This window comes from Pseudomonas meliae (assembly GCF_001400515.1).
Classification (GTDB): domain Bacteria; phylum Pseudomonadota; class Gammaproteobacteria; order Pseudomonadales; family Pseudomonadaceae; genus Aquipseudomonas; species Aquipseudomonas amygdali.
The window spans coordinates 1-16,352 of sequence record NZ_LJQT01000437.1 but is presented as its reverse complement, the minus strand read 5'-3'; the positions used below and the strand labels follow the sequence as shown (position 1 = coordinate 16,352).

General features: G+C 57.5%; 18 protein-coding genes and 1 pseudogene. 11 read left to right on the top strand and 8 right to left on the bottom strand.

The window, feature by feature from the left end; all coding sequences use genetic code 11:
• The first annotated feature begins 96 nt into the window (after positions 1-96).
• The 6 genes from ALO64_RS20280 (at position 97) to ALO64_RS20255 (ending at position 4,788) form a co-directional block, all read left to right on the top strand.
• Positions 97-642: a glycoside hydrolase family 19 protein gene (locus ALO64_RS20280; RefSeq protein WP_044343485.1), complete on the top strand. Its 546-nt coding sequence runs from the start codon at positions 97-99 to the stop codon at positions 640-642.
• Positions 639-1,148: a lysis system i-spanin subunit Rz gene (locus tag ALO64_RS20275; RefSeq protein ID WP_044343486.1), complete on the top strand. Its 510-nt coding sequence runs from the start codon at positions 639-641 to the stop codon at positions 1,146-1,148. The genes ALO64_RS20280 and ALO64_RS20275 overlap by 4 nt, the downstream gene beginning before the upstream one ends.
• A 411-nt stretch (positions 1,149-1,559) precedes the next feature.
• Positions 1,560-2,159 carry an aminodeoxychorismate/anthranilate synthase component II gene (locus ALO64_RS20270; protein WP_002551940.1) on the top strand — a complete coding sequence of 200 codons (600 nt, stop codon included), beginning with the start codon at positions 1,560-1,562 and terminating at the stop codon, positions 2,157-2,159.
• Between the two features lie 21 nt (positions 2,160-2,180).
• A complete protein-coding gene (trpD, locus tag ALO64_RS20265) occupies positions 2,181-3,230 on the top strand; it encodes an anthranilate phosphoribosyltransferase (protein WP_004663830.1) in 1,050 nt (349 codons plus the stop codon).
• On the top strand, positions 3,227-4,063 hold the full coding sequence (gene trpC / locus ALO64_RS20260; RefSeq protein WP_044343487.1) for an indole-3-glycerol phosphate synthase TrpC: 837 nt from the start codon (positions 3,227-3,229) through the stop codon (positions 4,061-4,063). The genes trpD and trpC overlap by 4 nt, the downstream gene beginning before the upstream one ends.
• 29 nt (positions 4,064-4,092) lie before the next feature.
• The gene (locus ALO64_RS20255) at positions 4,093-4,788 is read left to right on the top strand and encodes a lipoyl protein ligase domain-containing protein (RefSeq protein ID WP_044343488.1); all 696 of its coding nucleotides are present in this window, start codon (positions 4,093-4,095) and stop codon (positions 4,786-4,788) included.
• Positions 4,789-4,799: 11 nt separating this feature from the next.
• Here ALO64_RS20255 and crp read toward each other — a convergent pair whose 3' ends face one another.
• Positions 4,800-5,444: a cAMP-activated global transcriptional regulator CRP gene (gene crp, locus ALO64_RS20250; protein ID WP_005743964.1), complete on the bottom strand. Its 645-nt coding sequence runs from the start codon at positions 5,442-5,444 to the stop codon at positions 4,800-4,802.
• Between the two features lie 209 nt (positions 5,445-5,653).
• Between crp and ALO64_RS20245 the strand changes: the two are divergent.
• Together ALO64_RS20245 and speD are read left to right on the top strand one after the other, a co-directional pair.
• Positions 5,654-6,114: pseudogene (locus tag ALO64_RS20245) on the top strand (OsmC family protein).
• Between the two features lie 242 nt (positions 6,115-6,356).
• A complete protein-coding gene (gene speD, locus ALO64_RS20240) occupies positions 6,357-7,148 on the top strand; it encodes an adenosylmethionine decarboxylase (protein WP_044343489.1) in 792 nt (263 codons plus the stop codon).
• A gap of 76 nt (positions 7,149-7,224) precedes the next feature.
• Here speD and coq7 read toward each other — a convergent pair whose 3' ends face one another.
• From coq7 to hemJ, 5 genes are all read right to left on the bottom strand, one after another.
• The gene (coq7, locus tag ALO64_RS20235) at positions 7,225-7,872 is read right to left on the bottom strand and encodes a 2-polyprenyl-3-methyl-6-methoxy-1,4-benzoquinone monooxygenase (RefSeq protein WP_044343490.1); all 648 of its coding nucleotides are present in this window, start codon (positions 7,870-7,872) and stop codon (positions 7,225-7,227) included.
• A 122-nt stretch (positions 7,873-7,994) separates the two neighbouring features.
• Complete coding sequence (locus tag ALO64_RS20230) at positions 7,995-8,333, bottom strand: histidine triad nucleotide-binding protein (protein ID WP_044343491.1); 339 nt, start codon at positions 8,331-8,333, stop codon at positions 7,995-7,997.
• Between the two features lie 103 nt (positions 8,334-8,436).
• The gene (locus ALO64_RS20225) at positions 8,437-9,213 is read right to left on the bottom strand and encodes an SDR family NAD(P)-dependent oxidoreductase (RefSeq protein WP_002551949.1); all 777 of its coding nucleotides are present in this window, start codon (positions 9,211-9,213) and stop codon (positions 8,437-8,439) included.
• A gap of 66 nt (positions 9,214-9,279) precedes the next feature.
• Positions 9,280-10,185 (bottom strand): DUF805 domain-containing protein, encoded by a 906-nt coding sequence (locus ALO64_RS20220; RefSeq protein ID WP_044343492.1) that lies wholly within the window; start codon positions 10,183-10,185, stop codon positions 9,280-9,282.
• Positions 10,186-10,293: 108 nt separating this feature from the next.
• Positions 10,294-10,722 carry a protoporphyrinogen oxidase HemJ gene (gene hemJ, locus ALO64_RS20215; protein WP_044343493.1) on the bottom strand — a complete coding sequence of 143 codons (429 nt, stop codon included), beginning with the start codon at positions 10,720-10,722 and terminating at the stop codon, positions 10,294-10,296.
• Between the two features lie 133 nt (positions 10,723-10,855).
• Here hemJ and argC point away from each other — a divergent pair, with 133 nt between their 5' ends.
• Together argC and erpA are read left to right on the top strand one after the other, a co-directional pair.
• Positions 10,856-11,890: an N-acetyl-gamma-glutamyl-phosphate reductase gene (gene argC, locus ALO64_RS20210; protein WP_004663836.1), complete on the top strand. Its 1,035-nt coding sequence runs from the start codon at positions 10,856-10,858 to the stop codon at positions 11,888-11,890.
• Between the two features lie 99 nt (positions 11,891-11,989).
• The gene (erpA, locus tag ALO64_RS20205; RefSeq protein ID WP_002551953.1) at positions 11,990-12,340 is read left to right on the top strand and encodes an iron-sulfur cluster insertion protein ErpA; all 351 of its coding nucleotides are present in this window, start codon (positions 11,990-11,992) and stop codon (positions 12,338-12,340) included.
• A 62-nt stretch (positions 12,341-12,402) separates the two neighbouring features.
• Here erpA and ALO64_RS20200 read toward each other — a convergent pair whose 3' ends face one another.
• Positions 12,403-13,497: an anhydro-N-acetylmuramic acid kinase gene (locus ALO64_RS20200; RefSeq protein WP_002551954.1), complete on the bottom strand. Its 1,095-nt coding sequence runs from the start codon at positions 13,495-13,497 to the stop codon at positions 12,403-12,405.
• 3 nt (positions 13,498-13,500) lie between these two features.
• Positions 13,501-14,937 (bottom strand): peptidoglycan DD-metalloendopeptidase family protein, encoded by a 1,437-nt coding sequence (locus ALO64_RS20195; protein WP_044343494.1) that lies wholly within the window; start codon positions 14,935-14,937, stop codon positions 13,501-13,503.
• A 201-nt stretch (positions 14,938-15,138) separates the two neighbouring features.
• On the opposite strand from ALO64_RS20195, the gene tyrS reads away from it, so the two are divergent.
• On the top strand, positions 15,139-16,350 hold the full coding sequence (gene tyrS, locus ALO64_RS20190; RefSeq protein WP_044343496.1) for a tyrosine--tRNA ligase: 1,212 nt from the start codon (positions 15,139-15,141) through the stop codon (positions 16,348-16,350).
• Positions 16,351-16,352: the final 2 nt, after the last annotated feature.

Here is a 16,352-nt window from a genome sequence, read left to right as displayed (position 1 = left end):
TTGTTCAGCGTCTCCCTAATGCGCGTCGCTTTTGAGTCACGAGAGCTTCGTCGATTGGGGACACTGACGAGCTTCATAAGCAAGGCAGGAGTAACCATGCCTATCAACCAGCAACAACTACTGCAAATCCTCCCCAACGCCGGCCCTAAAACCGGCGTTTTTGTTCCTGCTCTCAACATCGCCATGACCCGCTACACCATCAACACCCGCCTGCGTATCGCTGGGTTCATCGCTCAGATCGGGCATGAATCCGGGCAGCTCCGTTATGTGCGCGAGCTGGGTAGCGACAGCTATCTGGGCAAGTACGACACCGGGCAGTTGGCGCTGCGTCTGGGCAACACGCCAGAGGCAGATGGCGACGGTCAACTGTACCAGGGCCGTGGGCTGATTCAGGTGACGGGGCGGGCCAACTATGAAGCGTGCGGGGAGGCGCTGGGGCTGGACTTGTTGCGCCAGCCGCAACTGCTTGAAAAGCCGGAGCATGCCGCCATGTCGGCGGCGTGGTTCTGGGATAGGGCCAACCTCAACATGCTGGCGGACAAGGGGGATTTTCTGATGATCACCCGGCGTATCAACGGAGGCACCAATGGCCTGGCAGATCGGCAGGCGCTTTACCAGCGGGCATTGGAGGTGCTGCCGTGAAAGTGCTGGAGATGCGATTCCTGATCCTCGCATTCGTGCTGGGGTCAGGGGTGGGTACATGGGCCGCCTGGAAATTGCAGGCGGCCCGCTATGGCCTGCAACTGTCCGCGCAACAGCTGACGTGGCAGCAAGAGCGCGAACAGGCGGCGCTGGCGGTCGTCGACTGGCAGAACGCTGAACAAGCGCGAAGGCGGGCGCTGGAACTCCGTCTGCAAGATAACGATACAACCATTCATAAGGAACTGAGCGATGCACAGACTTCTCAGGCTCGCTTGCGTGATCGTCTGGCTACCGCTGATCTGCGGCTGTCAGTCCTCCTTGCCAGCCCCACCGCTGGCGATGGAATGCCAACCGCCTCCGGTTCCGGCGGCGTGGTTCATGGAGGCCCACGAGGCGAACTTGACCCAGCGGCTGCTGGACGAATTGTCGCCATCACCGACTACGGCGATCAGGGATTGATCGCTTTGAAGGCCTGCCAAGCCTACGTGCGCGAGATTGCGCACTGATGTTCCTCTCGGCTCCCCACCCTCGGCCATCGTGCCCCTGCCTAAATCCCGCCTCCACAAGGAGGCGCGGCCCTCTTTTCAGCCTTTAACCGCTTTTCAATCGGCGCAGCCCGGTACATTCATATTGCACCGGTCGGTTCGGTACGCTAATGTCCCGAAACGTACCGATGAGACCCCTTCCGTGACGACTGTCAGCAAACTCTTGATGCGCGTTATCAAGGCTCACGCCCGTTGGCGTTGGCGCGCCTGACTATTTCCTGCCGGCCCTGCCGGACCCGGACCTGTATGCCTTCGATATGTGATGCCTTTGCCTCTGTCACCCCCAGCGTTGTGGCTGAAGAGGGGACGCATGGGCGAAGTGGAATCCGGAAGGGCTGAATCAAGTCAGTAAATCAAAAGGTTGATAGCAAAATGCTGCTGATGATCGATAACTACGATTCGTTCACCTACAACGTCGTGCAGTACCTCGGTGAGCTGGGGGCCGATGTCAAAGTCATTCGTAACGACGAACTGACCATTGAACAGATCGAAGCCCTGAACCCTGAGCGCATCGTGGTCTCGCCTGGCCCGTGCACACCCAATGAAGCCGGTGTCTCGCTTGAAGTGATCAAACATTTCGCGGGCAAACTGCCGATTCTGGGTGTGTGCCTGGGGCATCAGTCCATCGGACAGGCCTTTGGTGGCGATGTGGTGCGTGCGCGTCAGGTGATGCACGGCAAAACCAGCCCGGTGGTGCATCAGGACGGCGGTGTGTTCGAAGGCCTTAATCATCCACTGGTGGTAACCCGCTACCACTCGCTGGTGGTAAAAAGCGATACCTTGCCCGAGTGCCTGGAAGTGACCGCCTGGACTGCGCTGGAAGACGGCTCGGTTGATGAGATAATGGGCCTGCGTCACAAAACGTTGAACGTGGAAGGGGTACAGTTTCACCCTGAGTCGATTCTGACCGAGCAGGGCCACGAGCTGTTCGCCAACTTTCTCAAGCAGAGCGGCGGCCATCGTCAGGGCTAAGGATTTTTTATGACTACCCCCATGAACATCAAAAGCGCGCTGAACCGCGTGGTCAACCAGCTGGACCTGACCACTGACGAGATGCGCGACGTCATGCGCGAGATCATGACCGGCCAATGCACCGAAGCGCAGATCGGTGCGTTTCTGATGGGCATGCGCATGAAGAGTGAAACCATCGATGAGATCGTCGGTGCTGTTTCGGTCATGCGTGAGCTGGCCAGCAGTGTCGAGCTGAAAACACTGGATGGCGTTGTAGACATCGTTGGCACTGGCGGTGACGGCGCGAATATTTTCAACGTGTCCACGGCGTCGGCTTTTGTCATCGCCGCTGCTGGCTGCACGGTGGCCAAACACGGTAACCGCGCAGTGTCGGGCAAGAGCGGCAGCGCCGACCTGCTGGAAGCCGCTGGGGTTTATCTGAACCTTACGCCTGTTCAGGTGGCTCGCTGCATCGACAGCGTGGGCATCGGCTTCATGTTCGCCCAGTCTCATCACACGGCCATGAAGCACACAGCCGGGCCGCGCCGCGAGCTGGGGCTGCGCACACTGTTCAATATGCTCGGCCCGCTGACCAATCCGGCGGGCGTTCGTCACCAGATCGTCGGTGTGTTCAATCAGGCGTTGTGTCGGCCGCTGGCCGAGGTGCTGCTGCGTCTGGGCAGCAAGCATGTGCTGGTGGTGCACTCGCAGGACGGCTTGGACGAGTTCAGTCTGGCCGCGCCGACCTTCGTTGCCGAGCTGAAAAATGGCGAAGTGACTGAATACTGGGTACAGCCCGAAGACCTGGGCATCAAAAGCCAGAGTCTGTATGGCCTCGCTGTGGAAAGTCCGGCAGTTTCGCTGGAACTGATTCGTGATGCGCTTGGGCGCCGCAAGACCGAGAACGGGCAGAAAGCCGCGGAAATGATCGTGCTTAATGCCGGCGCCGCGCTCTATGCTGCCGATCATGCGACCAGCCTGAAAGAGGGTGTGGCCTTGGCACACGATGCCCTGCACACCGGCCTTGCGCGGGAAAAGCTGGAAGAGTTGGGTGCCTTCACGGCAGTATTCAAACAGGAGAACGAAGCATGAGCGTGCCAACCGTACTGGAAAAGATTCTTGTCCGAAAGGCCGAGGAAATTGCGGCTCGTCGTGCGATTGTGAGCCTGACCGAGCTGGAACAACAGGCCGCCCGGGCCGATGCGCCACGTGGCTTTGCCAAGGCGTTGATCGCCCAGGCCAAGGCAAAGCAGCCCGCCGTTATCGCCGAGATCAAGAAGGCTTCACCGAGCAAGGGCGTCATCCGCGAGCACTTCCTGCCAGGCGAGATCGCCAGAAGTTATCAGGCCGGTGGCGCGACCTGTCTTTCAGTGCTCACTGATGTCGATTTCTTTCAGGGTTCCGATGCCTATCTTCAGGAAGCGCGGGCGGCGTGCAATTTGTCGGTGATCCGCAAGGATTTCATGATCGATCCTTATCAAGTGGTCGAGGCTCGCGCGCTGGGCGCTGACTGCATTCTGCTGATCGTGTCGGCACTGGAAGACGCGCAAATGGCTGAGCTGGCCGACGTTGCCAAGCGTGTCGGGCTGGACGTACTGGTCGAGGTGCACGACGGCGACGAGCTGGAGCGCGCACTCAAGACGCTTGATACACCGCTGGTGGGTGTCAACAATCGCAACCTCCACACCTTTGAAGTGAGCCTGGAAACCACGCTGGAGTTGCTACCGCGTATCCCGCGTGATCGCTTGGTCATCGCCGAAAGCGGCATTCTCAATCGTGCGGATGTCGAGCTGATGGAAATCAACGATGTCTATTCGTTCCTGGTGGGCGAGGCTTTCATGCGCGCCGAACACCCGGGCGCCGAGTTGCAGCGGCTGTTCTTTCCGGAGCGCAAGCTTGCGGCGAGCGGCCCGTCCATCGACTGACTGAACTGAACACCACGCTGAGGTCCGGCATGCAAGACTCGATCATCGACATCTGCGTCGAACAAGGCTTGCAGGCCGAGCAGGACCTTCTGGCGGCTGTGTGCTCCGGCGCTGCCGATTATGGTTTGCTGTTCTGGCGACCTACTGATCGGGCGCTGGTCATGCCGCGGCGCATGAGCCGCTTGCCGGGTTTTGTCGAGGCCAGCGAGACTCTGGGTGACAATGGATGGCCCGTGTTGTTGCGTGAAACCGGTGGTGAGCCGGTGCCACAATCCTCTTCCACGGTGAATATCGCGCTGGTCTATGCACAGCCCGCTGCTGATGTTGATCGTGACCGCATAGAAACCGCCTACCTGCGCTTGTGTCAGCCGCTGCTCGACCTGCTGGTCGAATTGGGCGGCCAGGCTTCATTGGGCGAAGTGGCAGGTGCATTCTGTGACGGTCGCTTCAACGTCAACCTTGATGGTCGCAAGATGGTCGGAACAGCCCAGCGCTGGCGGCAGAGTCAGGGCGGAACGCGTCCTGTGGTGTTGGCCCACGGCGCATTGCTGCTGGATGATGAACGTGTACAGATGGCGGGAGCGGTCAACCGCTTCAACGAGCTTTGTGAGCTTGAGCCACGTATTCGGGCCGAAAGCCACATCGCCTTGCACGAAGTGTTTCCGGATGTCGACGTTCTGCCGCGTCTGGCGCAGGCCTATCGGCAGCTACTCGCTGAACTCTGATTGGCAGAGGTTCAGCGCGTACCGTACACCACCATCGTTTTTCCCTTGACGTTGACCAGGCTCTGCTCTTCCAGGGCCTTGAGCACGCGCCCGACCATTTCTCTTGAACAGCCTACGATGCGTCCGATCTCCTGGCGGGTAATCTTGATCTGCATCCCGTCCGGGTGGGTCATTGCATCTGGCTGCTTGCACAGCTCAAGCAACGTGCGAGCTACTCGCCCGGTGACATCGAGAAACGCCAGATCACCGACCTTGCGTGTGGTGTTGCGCAGGCGCTCGGCCATCTGACTGCCCAGAGCGTAGAGAATTTCCGGCTCCTGGCGGGTCAGCTCGCGGAAGGCGCCGTATGAAATCTCGGCCACTTCGCATTCGGTCTTGGCTCGCACCCATGCGCTGCGCACGGATTCGCGTCCCGGCTGCTCAAACAGACCCAGTTCACCAAAAAAATCCCCGCTGTTGAGATAGGCGACGATCATCTCGCGTCTTTCGTCATCTTCGATCAGAACCGTGACTGAGCCTTTCAAGATCAGAAACAGCGACTCAGAGCGATCACCCGCATTGATGATGTTGCTTTTGGCGGGGCAGCGGCGGCGTTCCGCATGGGGCAGCAGCTTGTCGAGACTGTTTGCTTTGGGCGTAAAAGTTATTGCGACCATGCGTGACTTCCGAAATAAGGTGTATGGCCAAATGGCATACCTGTGGGTATCGGCTGCGCCTGCATTCTCACCAGCTTTTCCAGACGTGTAGGAAGCTATTTGCGAATATTCCTACGCGTTTCCTACAAAAAGCATTTTCCCAATGCGTCCAGGCAGCGTTTGGCGCTGTGCTAAGCTGGCGACCCCTTTTTTACAGTGGAGTCCTGGCGATGAAGGCACGCATTCAATGGGCTGGCGAAGCCATGTTCCTCGGCGAATCCGGCAGCGGTCATGTAGTAGTGATGGACGGCCCGCCTGAAAGCGGTGGCCGCAACCTGGGTGTACGCCCGATGGAAATGGTGTTGATCGGTCTGGGCGGCTGCAGCAACTTTGACGTGGTGAGCATCCTGAAGAAGTCGCGCCAGCCAGTGGAAAGCTGCGAGGCATTTCTTGAAGCCGAGCGCGCGGATGAAGATCCGAAAGTGTTCACCAAAATTCATCTGCACTTCGTCGTCAAGGGTCGCGGTCTGAAAGAAGCTCAGGTCACGGGCTATCGAGCTATCGAGCTATCGAGCTATCGAGCTATCGAGCTATCGAGCTGTCGGCGGAGAAGTATTGCTCTGCTTCTATAATGCTCGGAAACGCGGGAGTGGAGATCACTCACGATTATGAAATTGTCGAGTTGACCTGAACGCCAGACATCCAACGATCATAAAAACGGCGCACACTCTGGCAGACGGCTTCGGACGTCTGCATAATGCGCCACTTTTTCAGGGCGCAGCATGTACTGGTTTTCTGCTGCCGGCCCGAACAGACAACCAAAATCGCCAACGCGAAGAGGTGTTAACCGTCCTACGCAGATGAGCCGGACTCAACTGACGGGCATGCTTGATCACGCGGCTGGCGCCGCACCCATATAGAGAGTTTTTAACGGTGAAAAGCAAACTCAAGCTCCACGGGTTCAATAACCTGACAAAGACCTTGAGCTTCAACATTTATGACATCTGCTATGCGGAAACCCCGCAGGACCAGCAGGCGTATGTCGAATACATCAACAGTGTGTACGACGCAGAACGCCTGACGCGGATTCTGACTGATGTTGTCGATATCATTGGTGCCAACATCCTGAACATTGCATGTCAGGATTACGATCCACAAGGTGCCAGTGTGACCATTCTGATCTCCGAGCAGCCGGTGACGCCTACCGAAAGCCAGATCGAAGAGTCGGGTCCACTGCCGGAAACCATCCTGGCGCACCTGGACAAGAGCCACATCACGGTTCATACCTACCCGGAAATTCACCCGGTAGATGGCATCGCCACGTTCCGCGTGGATATCGATGTGTCGACCTGTGGCGTTATTTCACCGCTCAAGGCGTTGAATTACCTGATTCACAAGTTCGAGTCGGATATCGTGACCGTCGATTATCGCGTGCGCGGCTTTACCCGTGACGTGGAAGGCAAGAAGCATTTCATCGATCATGAAATCAACTCGATCCAGAATTACCTGTCCGAAGACACGCGCAACGGTTACCAGATGACCGACGTGAACGTGTATCAGGAAAACCTGTTCCACACCAAGATGCTGCTCAAGCAGTTCGAACTGGATAACTACCTGTTCGGCGACGCGACCAGCAACTTGTCTGCCGAGCAGCGCGAACAAGTGACCGCCAAGGTCAAACACGAAATGCTGGAAATCTTCTACGACCGTAACGTAGCCGTATAAGCCCGGATTCCGGACATTAAAAAGGCGCCTGATGCAGGCGCCTTTTTTATTCGTCCTTATCCGTCCTGATGCGTCGTCAGATGCGATAAGTCGACTTGGTCATGACCTTGGCCAGTACGCTCATGCCAAACTTGACCGGTGCCGGGAAGCGAAAGCCGCCTGCTTCCAGCGCTGACTCGGCATGGCGTTCTTCATCATTAAGCATCTGTTCCAGAATGGCCCGCGACTTTCCGTCTTCGCTCGGCAATTGCTCAAGGTGCTCACTCAAGTGCTTGCAGACCTGATCCTCTGTTGCCGCGACGAAACCCAGGCTGACCCGGTCGCTGATAACGCCAGCTACCGCACCGATCCCGAATGACAGTCCGTAGAACAGCGGGTTCAGCACGCTGGTATGGCTGCCAAGCTGATGAATGCGCTGTTCGCACCACACAAGGTGATCGATTTCCTCTTCAGCCGCATGCTCCATCGCCTTGCGCACCTTGGGCAGCTTTGCTGTCAGCGCCTGCCCCTGGTACAGCGCCTGGGCGCAGACTTCACCTGTATGGTTGATGCGCATCAGGCCTGCAACGTGGCGTGTGTCGACGTCGCTCATCTTGTGATCGGGCTGGACAACCGCAGGGGAGGGGCGCTGCGGATGTGCGCTCAATGGCAGCAATGTGCGCATTGCGCTATCGGCTTGCAGTAAAAGACGGTCGAGGGGGGAATAGTGACGTTCGGTAGCCATGGGCACCTCCGGAAGATCATGTGGGCAGTTTACCCGAATCGGCCGCAGGCAGCAGGGGCTTGTGTCGACCGGCCAGCGAACATAACGGCCGCTGACCGGCTGCAAAGCCCGGAAACGCGGGATCAGCCCGGCGGCCAGTTCATCTGACGCTGACCGAGTACATGCATGTGAATGTGATAAACGGTCTGTCCGCCCAGATCATTGCAGTTCATGACCACGCGGAAGCCTTCTTCACAACCCAGTTCAAGGGCCAGACGCTGCGCCGTGAGCATGATATGCCCCGCCAGGCCTTTGTCTTCTTCGGTCAGATCGTTCAGGGTCCGAATGGGCTTTTTCGGGATAACCAGAAAATGCACGGGTGCCTGTGGGGCGATGTCGTGAAAAGCCAGTACCTGGTCATCTTCGTAGATGATCTTCGCCGGAATTTCCCGATTGATGATCTTGGTAAACAAAGTTTCCACAGCCGTTTGCTCCTTGTCGGTTGATGGTCGTCGCAGGGTATCGCTGTGCAGCAGTGCGCCTGAGTGTACTGAGCGAGACGCCGCTCGCCCAGTCGTTTGTCTGTCAGCGTGGGCAGTACTTCCTGTTGATGTAGCCGCTGATCTGGCGGGCCAGCCAGCGCGAGACCAGGCGCGGGCTGAACGTCCATAGGCGGGTGCTGAAGCCGGGGATGATCACTGCACGGTCCTTTGCCAGTGCGCGAACGGTATACAGGGCCACTTCTTCGGGGCTCATCAGGTTGTCGACATTGACCTGCAACTGCGCGGTACGGAAAAAAGCCGTTCGGGTCGGGCCGGGGCACAACACCGAGACCTTCACCCCGGCCTTCTTCACTTCCTCGCGCAGCCCCTCGGAAAAATGCAGCACATACGCTTTGCTCGCGTAGTAGGTGCTCATCCACGGCCCTGGCTGGAAAGCCGCCACCGAGGCGACATTGAGTATCTGCCCACCGCCCTGAATGGCCATGAGGTTGCCGACCGTATGGCACAGGCGCGTCAGAGCGAGGATGTTCAGGTCGATCAGGTCCTGCTCGGCGCTCCAGTCCTGCGCCAGAAAAGGTCCGCACGTGCCGATGCCCGCTGCATTGACCAGCAGGTCAATCTGATGCGCGCCGTCTTCCAGCTCCAGCAGGAAGCCCGAGAGTCGCAGCGGTTCGCCCAGGTCGCATGCACGAAACAGCACTTCCACGCCAAAACGCTGAGTCAATTCCAGTGCAATTGTTTCCAGCAGGTCGCGCTGACGGGCGACCAGAATCAGGCTGCGACCACGGCGTGCCAGCGCTTCGGCCATCGCCAGGCCTATGCCGCTGGACGCGCCGGTGATCAGGGCGTAACGGGTCATGCATTTCTCCATTGAGCATATTGCGCCCGGCAGTCTGCCGAACCGTGAGCAGTCTATTACGTGTCACTATGTTTCTTTGAGCTCTTTGTTGACATCCACCGGCACGATCAAGGCACTGTCCTGGTCTTGTTCATCGTCGTACGGGAGGGATTGCTCGTACTCGTCGGTCTGCAATTCCAGCTCGTCGCGCAGCATGCCTGCGCCTCCGGCAGTGAGGCCGATCAGAATAATCGGTAGCAGCAACAACCACAGAACGGCCAGCGTCTTTACGCCTTTCGAGTTCGGCGGTGGCGGTGGGCCGAACTGATTGGGGCCTTTTGTACCCGGCAGCAGGACCATGAGGAACGGGAAGACGCTGCCTATGAAGGGCACCATCGTCAGCAGTAAAAGCCAGCCCGACCAGCCCAGGTCGTGCAGCCGTTGTATACCGATCTGTGCACCGATGACTGCAAACACCACGAGCACCACTGCGCTCAGCAGCCCGCCAGCGACCAGTGACTCGTTCATCGTCAGCAGGCACACGGCAACCAGCGCCAGTGCCGCTGCGCTCAATACCAGGCTCCAGGCCAGATAGCGCAAACGCCCGATGCGCCCGTTTATGCTCAGGACTTTTAGAGTCGAATGCTCTGGCTGATCACCGCCAACCTGTGCTTTGGGCGGCGCATAGGGCGATATTTCCAGAAGCGCGGGTTTTTGTGGCGTCGCGCTGGCTGTTTCATTGAGACTCAGGCTGATGTCGCTGTCAGGTTCGATGCGTGCTTCGACGCCTGCGTCATTAAGTGCCTTCAGGTAGCGCTCAGCATCCGCATGGGTCAGCCCGCGCTTGAGCGCAACGGGCTGGCCGTTGAACAACTTTTGCACTGCGCGAGCTTCACTTTTGAACAACCCCGCAAGGTTGGCCTTCGCGGTATCAAGCTCGACGCCTTCACGCACCTGTCCTTCAAATATAATCTTGAAGAGGGAATCGGCCATACAGGGCTTCCTTGTCTTGTGGTTGGGGACAGTACCGGGCGCTTGCGTTACACATTGCGTAAAGCCGAGCGCCCTGGTGTGTTACTGGAGAGGCCGAATGCTTTCCGGTCAGAAGGGTTTGACGATGACCAGAATGACGATAGCGATCAGGATCAGCACAGGAATCTCGTTGAACCAGCGATAAAACACATGGCTGCGGCCATTTTCACCACGGGCAAAGCGTTTCATCTGTGCGCCGCAGACGTGGTGATAGCCGATCAGCAGGACAACCAGTGCGAGCTTGGCGTGCATCCAGCCCTGACTGAAATAGTCGCTGACGTCAAAGCTGATCAGCCAGCCGCCGAAGACCAGCGTTGCGATCATCGCCGGGGTCATGATGCCTCGGTAGAGCTTGCGTTCCATCACCATGAAGCGCTCGCGGCTGACCGTGTCCTCACTCATCGAGTGATAGACGAACAGTCTTGGTAGATAGAACAGGGCTGCAAACCAGCAGACCATTGAAATGACATGCAGCGCTTTGACCCATAGATAGAGCATTTTTGATTATTCCCAGGTTCACGGTGGCCGAATAGTAGTGTCTTGTGCGTCCGTACGTCACGTTGTCGGTTGTCGCAGAGGCGATAGGCTCCTATTATCGACCGCTTTCCAGTTGTTTCGTTGAGGGCAGGTTATGGTCAAGGTCGGTATTGTCGGCGGCACGGGTTACACCGGGGTCGAGCTGCTGCGTCTGTTGGCACAGCATCCGCAGGCAGAAGTAGTGGTCATTACCTCGCGCTCGGAGGCCGGCATGCCAGTCGCCGAGATGTACCCGAACCTGCGCGGGCACTACGACGGCCTGGCTTTCAGCGTACCTGACGTGAAAACCCTGGGTGCCTGTGACGTGGTGTTCTTCGCCACGCCCCACGGTGTTGCTCATGCACTGGCCGGTGAACTGCTTGCGGCAGGCACCAAGGTGATCGACCTGTCTGCCGACTTCCGTCTGCAGGACCCGGTCGAGTGGGCCAAGTGGTACGGCCAGCCGCACGGTGCTCCGCAGCTGCTGCAGGATGCGGTTTACGGGTTGCCGGAAGTCAATCGCGAACAGATCAAGAATGCTCGGCTCATCGCCGTGCCGGGTTGCTATCCGACAGCTACACAATTGGGTTTCCTGCCGTTGCTTGAGGCGGGCATTGCCGACAACACTCGCCTTATTGCCGACTGCAAATCCGGCGTGAGCGGTGCCGGACGTGGCCTGAGCATTGGTTCTCTGTATTCGGAAGCCAATGAAAGCTTCAAGGCCTACGCCGTGAAGGGCCATCGTCACCTGCCTGAAATCACTCAGGGCCTGCGTCGCGCTGCGGGCGGTGATATCGGCCTGACGTTTGTTCCGCATCTGGTGCCGATGATTCGTGGCATTCATTCCACCCTCTATGCGACAGTCGCTGATCGTTCGGTGGACCTGCAAGCGCTGTTCGAGAAGCGCTACGCCGACGAGCCTTTTGTGGATGTAATGCCCGCTGGCAGCCATCCCGAGACCCGCAGTGTGCGCGGAGCCAACGTTTGCCGCATCGCGGTACACCGTCCGCAGGGCGGCGATCTGGTTGTCGTGCTGTCGGTTATCGACAATCTGGTCAAAGGCGCGTCAGGTCAGGCGGTTCAGAATATGAACATCCTGTTTGGTCTTGATGAGCGCGCCGGTTTGTCTCACGCGGGCATGATGCCGTAAGCACTGCCGCCGTCCAGCAAATAGTTGACCGATTTTCTAGGAGAAGCGGATAATGCCGTCATTACGCATTACGACGGCTAACGCCGGGAGATATCTGACATGAGTGTCGAATCCTTCACGCCTACCGCTTTGGAGTTCACTCCGAATGCAGCGCACAAGGTGAAAACCCTGGTCGACGAAGAGGGCAATGATCGTCTCAAACTGCGTGTATTCGTTACAGGTGGCGGTTGTTCAGGTTTTCAGTATGGCTTTACGTTTGATGAAGACGTGGCCGACGATGACACTATCGTCGAGCGCGAGGGCGTAAGTCTGGTTGTCGATCCGATGAGCTTCCAGTACCTGGCTGGCGCAGAGGTCGATTATCAGGAAGGACTTGAGGGTTCGCGATTCGTGATCAAAAACCCGAATGCTTCCACGACCTGTGGTTGTGGCTCGTCGTTCTCGATCTGATTGAAGCTTGTTGTAAACAAAAACGCCGCTCATTGAGCGGCGTTTTGCGTTCAGGCACAAGGTCAGGCGGGGTAGATCGCGCCCAGAACACGTCTGCCTTTAGCGCCGGTTACCGTTGGGCGGTTGGCCGGTACGCCTTCGAGGCAGCAATGAGCCAGCCAGGCAAATGCCATGGCCTCAACCCAGTCAGGGTCCACGCCGAACTTCTCGGTACTGCTGACCTCGGTGTCAGGCAATAGCTCTGCAAGGCGTTTCATCAGCGCCTTGTTATGTGCGCCGCCGCCACAGACCAGAAGCTCCTTGGTGATCGCTTGTGCCGATTGCAGGGACTCTGTGATGGTCAATGCAGTCAGTTCCAGCAGCGTGGCTTGCACGTCTTCAGGTGTCAACGTTGGCAGCTGGAACAGATGATGGTGCACCCAACCCAGGTTGAACACTTCCCGACCGGTGCTTTTTGGGCCTTTGGTCAGGAAAAACTGATCGCTGAGCAGTTTCTTGAGAAGCGCTTGATCAACCTCGCCGCTCGCCGCCCATGCCCCGTCCTTGTCGTAGCTTTCATGGCGCTGGGATTGTATCCAGGCATCCAGCAGTACGTTGCCTGGGCCGCAATCGAAGCCTTCGACCGGACGATCGGATTCGATCAGGCTCAGATTGCTGAAGCCGCCGATGTTCAATACAGCGCGGTGGTCTTTGTTATCGTCGAACAGTGCTTCGTGGAAGGCGGGCACGAGCGGCGCACCCTGTCCGCCTGCGGCGATGTCGCGACGACGAAAATCGCTTACCACGGTGATTTCTGTCAGCTCTGCCAGCAGCGCCGGGTTGCCGATCTGAATGCTGTAGCCGCGAGCAGGTTCATGACGAATAGTCTGGCCGTGGCTGCCAATGGCGCGAATCTGAGCAGGCACCATGTTTTGATCTTCCAGCAAGGTCTGCACGCCCTGTGCGACCAGCCTGCACCATTTCTGCTCGGCGATTGCTGCACGTGCAAGCTCATCGACGCCACTGGAGCAAAGCCCCAGCAGTTCGGCATGCAGATCTTCCGGCATCGGGATGTAGTGAGTAGCCAGAAGCCTTGAGCGGTCATCCTGCTTCAAAAGGGCGATATCAATCCCATCGAGACTGCTGCCGGACATCACACCTATATAGAAGAAGTCCATGGATTACCTTTTATTCGAGGCCAGCGTGGTGGCCTTTTCCTGATCCATGCGCGCCATCAACGGCTGGCTTTGTTGCATGAACCGCTGTTTTTCGGATTTGGCGATCGGATCCGCCATCGGAAGCTTCTGGCCCAGCGGGTCTACGTGAACGCCATTGACCTGAAACTCATAGTGCAAGTGCGGGCCGGTAGACAAGCCGGTAGTTCCAATATAGCCGATTACCTGGCCCTGTTTAACGGTTCCGCCGGTTTGTATGCCTTTGGCAAAGCCTTGCATATGACCGTACAGCGTGCGGTAGGTATCGCCGTGCTGGATGATGACGGTATTGCCGTAACCGCCGCGACGGCCAGCGAGCAGAACCTTGCCGTCGCCGGTTGCCTTGATCGGCGTACCGCGTGGCGCCGCGTAGTCGACGCCCTTGTGCGCACGGATCTTGTTGAGGATAGGGTGTTTGCGACCCATCGAAAACATGGAGCTGATGCGGGCAAAGTCTACCGGGGTGCGGATGAATGCCTTGCGCATGCTGTTGCCGTCGGCCGTGTAGTAATTGGTATTGCCTTGCTTGTTGGTGTAACGAACGGCGGTGTAGGTCTTGCCGCGGTTTGTAAAGCGAGCGGACAGGATATTGCCTGTGCCGACGCTTTTGCCGTTGACCACTTTCTGCTCATACACCACGTCAAACTCGTCACCCTTGCGGATGTCCTGCGCGAAGTCGATGTCGTAGCCGAAGATGTTGGCCATGTCCATTGTCATGCTATGAGTCAGGCCAGCGCGCTGCGCGGATTGCGAAAGTGAGCTGTTGATCACGCCATGCACATACGCATTGCGCACATTGGGCTTGCTGATCTCGCGATTGAAAACGAAGCCGGAAGCCGATTTCGACAGGCTGATGGTCTCGAGCTCGCTGAGTTTGGTATGCAGTTGCTTGAGCTGGCCGTCCGGCGATAGTTCGAACTGCAGGGTTTGCCCGTTCTGCAGCTTGGTGAACTGTTTGGCCTGCTTGTCGCTGGCCAGTACTTCATGAACGGTAGCGGCTGGCAGCCCGACTTTTTCGAACAGAGTCGAAAGCGTGTCGCCCTTGCTGACGATCACTTCCCGATGGTTAGGGTCTTTGGCTGGTGCCGGCTTTTCTGCGTCAGACTGTGCTGTGGCGGTGTCTTGAGCCTGGTCATCGGCATTGTCGATCTGGGCAAATGGCGATTCAGTGGTTTCAGGTGTGGCTTGAGCAGCGTCTGGAGCGTCTTGGTCTTGTACGTCCTGATCCGGCATCTCCAGCATCTCCAGCATCTCCAGATCAAGGGAAAGGTTCGTTCGTTTGGCTTCAACTTCGCTGGAAGGGAAAACCAGGAGAGCCAGGCTCAACAATGCGGCAATGCCGCTTGCAGCGAGCAGGTGACTCTTCGGATAAAGCGGGGGCGCTTTAGGCGGTGTGTCTTTCATAGGTAATTTGACTTTGAAAAAGGTGAAATGGAAAAGATGAATGACATGATGAAGATGAAATAACTGTATAAAATATAACCAAAACCTGCTCGAAGCAACCCTTCCCGCGTATCAGTCACTGATTCGCAGGCGAACGCTGGGCAAAACTTGTAATTGGGCTCTGATCTTGTAAGGTTGGTTCCCTTTGAATTGGGGGCTGAAATGAAGTCGGTTGAAGAGCAGCTGGCGCTGATCAAGCGCGGTGCAGATGAACTCCTGGTCGAGGCCGAACTGGTCGAGAAGCTGAAGCGTGGCCAGCCACTGCGTATCAAGGCTGGTTTCGACCCGACAGCGCCCGATCTGCACCTTGGGCACACGGTGCTTATTAATAAGCTGCGCCAGTTTCAGGATCTGGGGCATCAGATCATCTTCCTGATCGGTGATTTCACCGGCATGATCGGCGACCCGAGCGGCAAAAGCGCCACGCGTCCGCCGCTCACTCGTGAGCAGGTTCTCGACTACGCCGAAACCTACAAGTCTCAGGTTTTCAAGATTCTCGATCCGGCCAAAACCGAGGTGGCGTTCAACTCCACCTGGATGGACAAGCTGAGCCCGGCTGACTTCATTCGATTGTCTTCGCAGTACACGGTCGCCCGTATGCTTGAGCGTGACGATTTCGACAAGCGCTATAAAAGCAACCAGTCCATCGCCATCCACGAATTCCTTTACCCGCTGGTGCAGGGTTACGACTCTGTGGCCTTGAAGGCTGACGTCGAACTGGGTGGTACTGATCAGAAATTCAACCTGCTGATGGGGCGCGAGCTTCAGCGCGCTTATGGGCAGGAGCCGCAATGCATTCTGACCATGCCGCTGCTGGAAGGCCTGGATGGCGTGAAGAAGATGTCCAAGTCGCTGGGCAACTACGTTGGTATTCAGGAAGCGCCGGGCATTATGTACAGCAAGCTGGTATCGATTCCGGATTCGCTGATGTGGCGCTACTTCGAGCTGCTGAGCTTCCGTTCGATGGAAGAGATCAATGGCTTGAAGGCTGATTGTGAAGCGGGTGCCAATCCGCGTGATATCAAAATCAAGCTGGCCGAAGAGCTGGTCGCCCGTTTCCATGGTGAAGAGGCTGCCGCCAATGCGCATTGTTCTGCGGGCAACCGTATGAAGGAAGGCGAGTTGCCAGACGATCTGCCGGAGATCTCCGTGGCTGCTATAGAGGATATGCCGATCTCGGCCGTCCTAAATAAAGCAGGGCTGGTAAAGAACGCTGCAGTCGCTCGCGATCTGCTGGCATCTGGTGGTGTGCGTATAGATGGTGAGGTGGTGGATCGCGGCTTTGTATTCAAGTTGGGTGCAACTCACGTCTGCCAGGCCGGTAAGAAGGCTTTCGGGCGCGTTACCCTGGTTTCTGAAGAAAGTTCAAAATAACG

Coding starts and splice junctions, on each gene's coding strand:
- ALO64_RS20280 (WP_044343485.1), top strand. CDS start 97: ATGCCTATCAACCAGCAACAACTACTGCAAATCCTCCCCAACGCCGGC.
- ALO64_RS20270 (WP_002551940.1), top strand. CDS start 1,560: ATGCTGCTGATGATCGATAACTACGATTCGTTCACCTACAACGTCGTG.
- trpD (WP_004663830.1), top strand. CDS start 2,181: ATGAACATCAAAAGCGCGCTGAACCGCGTGGTCAACCAGCTGGACCTG.
- trpC (WP_044343487.1), top strand. CDS start 3,227: ATGAGCGTGCCAACCGTACTGGAAAAGATTCTTGTCCGAAAGGCCGAG.
- ALO64_RS20255 (WP_044343488.1), top strand. CDS start 4,093: ATGCAAGACTCGATCATCGACATCTGCGTCGAACAAGGCTTGCAGGCC.
- crp (WP_005743964.1), bottom strand. CDS start 5,444: ATGGTCGCAATAACTTTTACGCCCAAAGCAAACAGTCTCGACAAGCTG.
- coq7 (WP_044343490.1), bottom strand. CDS start 7,872: ATGGCTACCGAACGTCACTATTCCCCCCTCGACCGTCTTTTACTGCAA.
- ALO64_RS20225 (WP_002551949.1), bottom strand. CDS start 9,213: ATGACCCGTTACGCCCTGATCACCGGCGCGTCCAGCGGCATAGGCCTG.
- ALO64_RS20220 (WP_044343492.1), bottom strand. CDS start 10,185: ATGGCCGATTCCCTCTTCAAGATTATATTTGAAGGACAGGTGCGTGAA.
- hemJ (WP_044343493.1), bottom strand. CDS start 10,722: ATGCTCTATCTATGGGTCAAAGCGCTGCATGTCATTTCAATGGTCTGC.
- argC (WP_004663836.1), top strand. CDS start 10,856: ATGGTCAAGGTCGGTATTGTCGGCGGCACGGGTTACACCGGGGTCGAG.
- erpA (WP_002551953.1), top strand. CDS start 11,990: ATGAGTGTCGAATCCTTCACGCCTACCGCTTTGGAGTTCACTCCGAAT.
- ALO64_RS20200 (WP_002551954.1), bottom strand. CDS start 13,497: ATGGACTTCTTCTATATAGGTGTGATGTCCGGCAGCAGTCTCGATGGG.
- ALO64_RS20195 (WP_044343494.1), bottom strand. CDS start 14,937: ATGAAAGACACACCGCCTAAAGCGCCCCCGCTTTATCCGAAGAGTCAC.
- tyrS (WP_044343496.1), top strand. CDS start 15,139: ATGAAGTCGGTTGAAGAGCAGCTGGCGCTGATCAAGCGCGGTGCAGAT.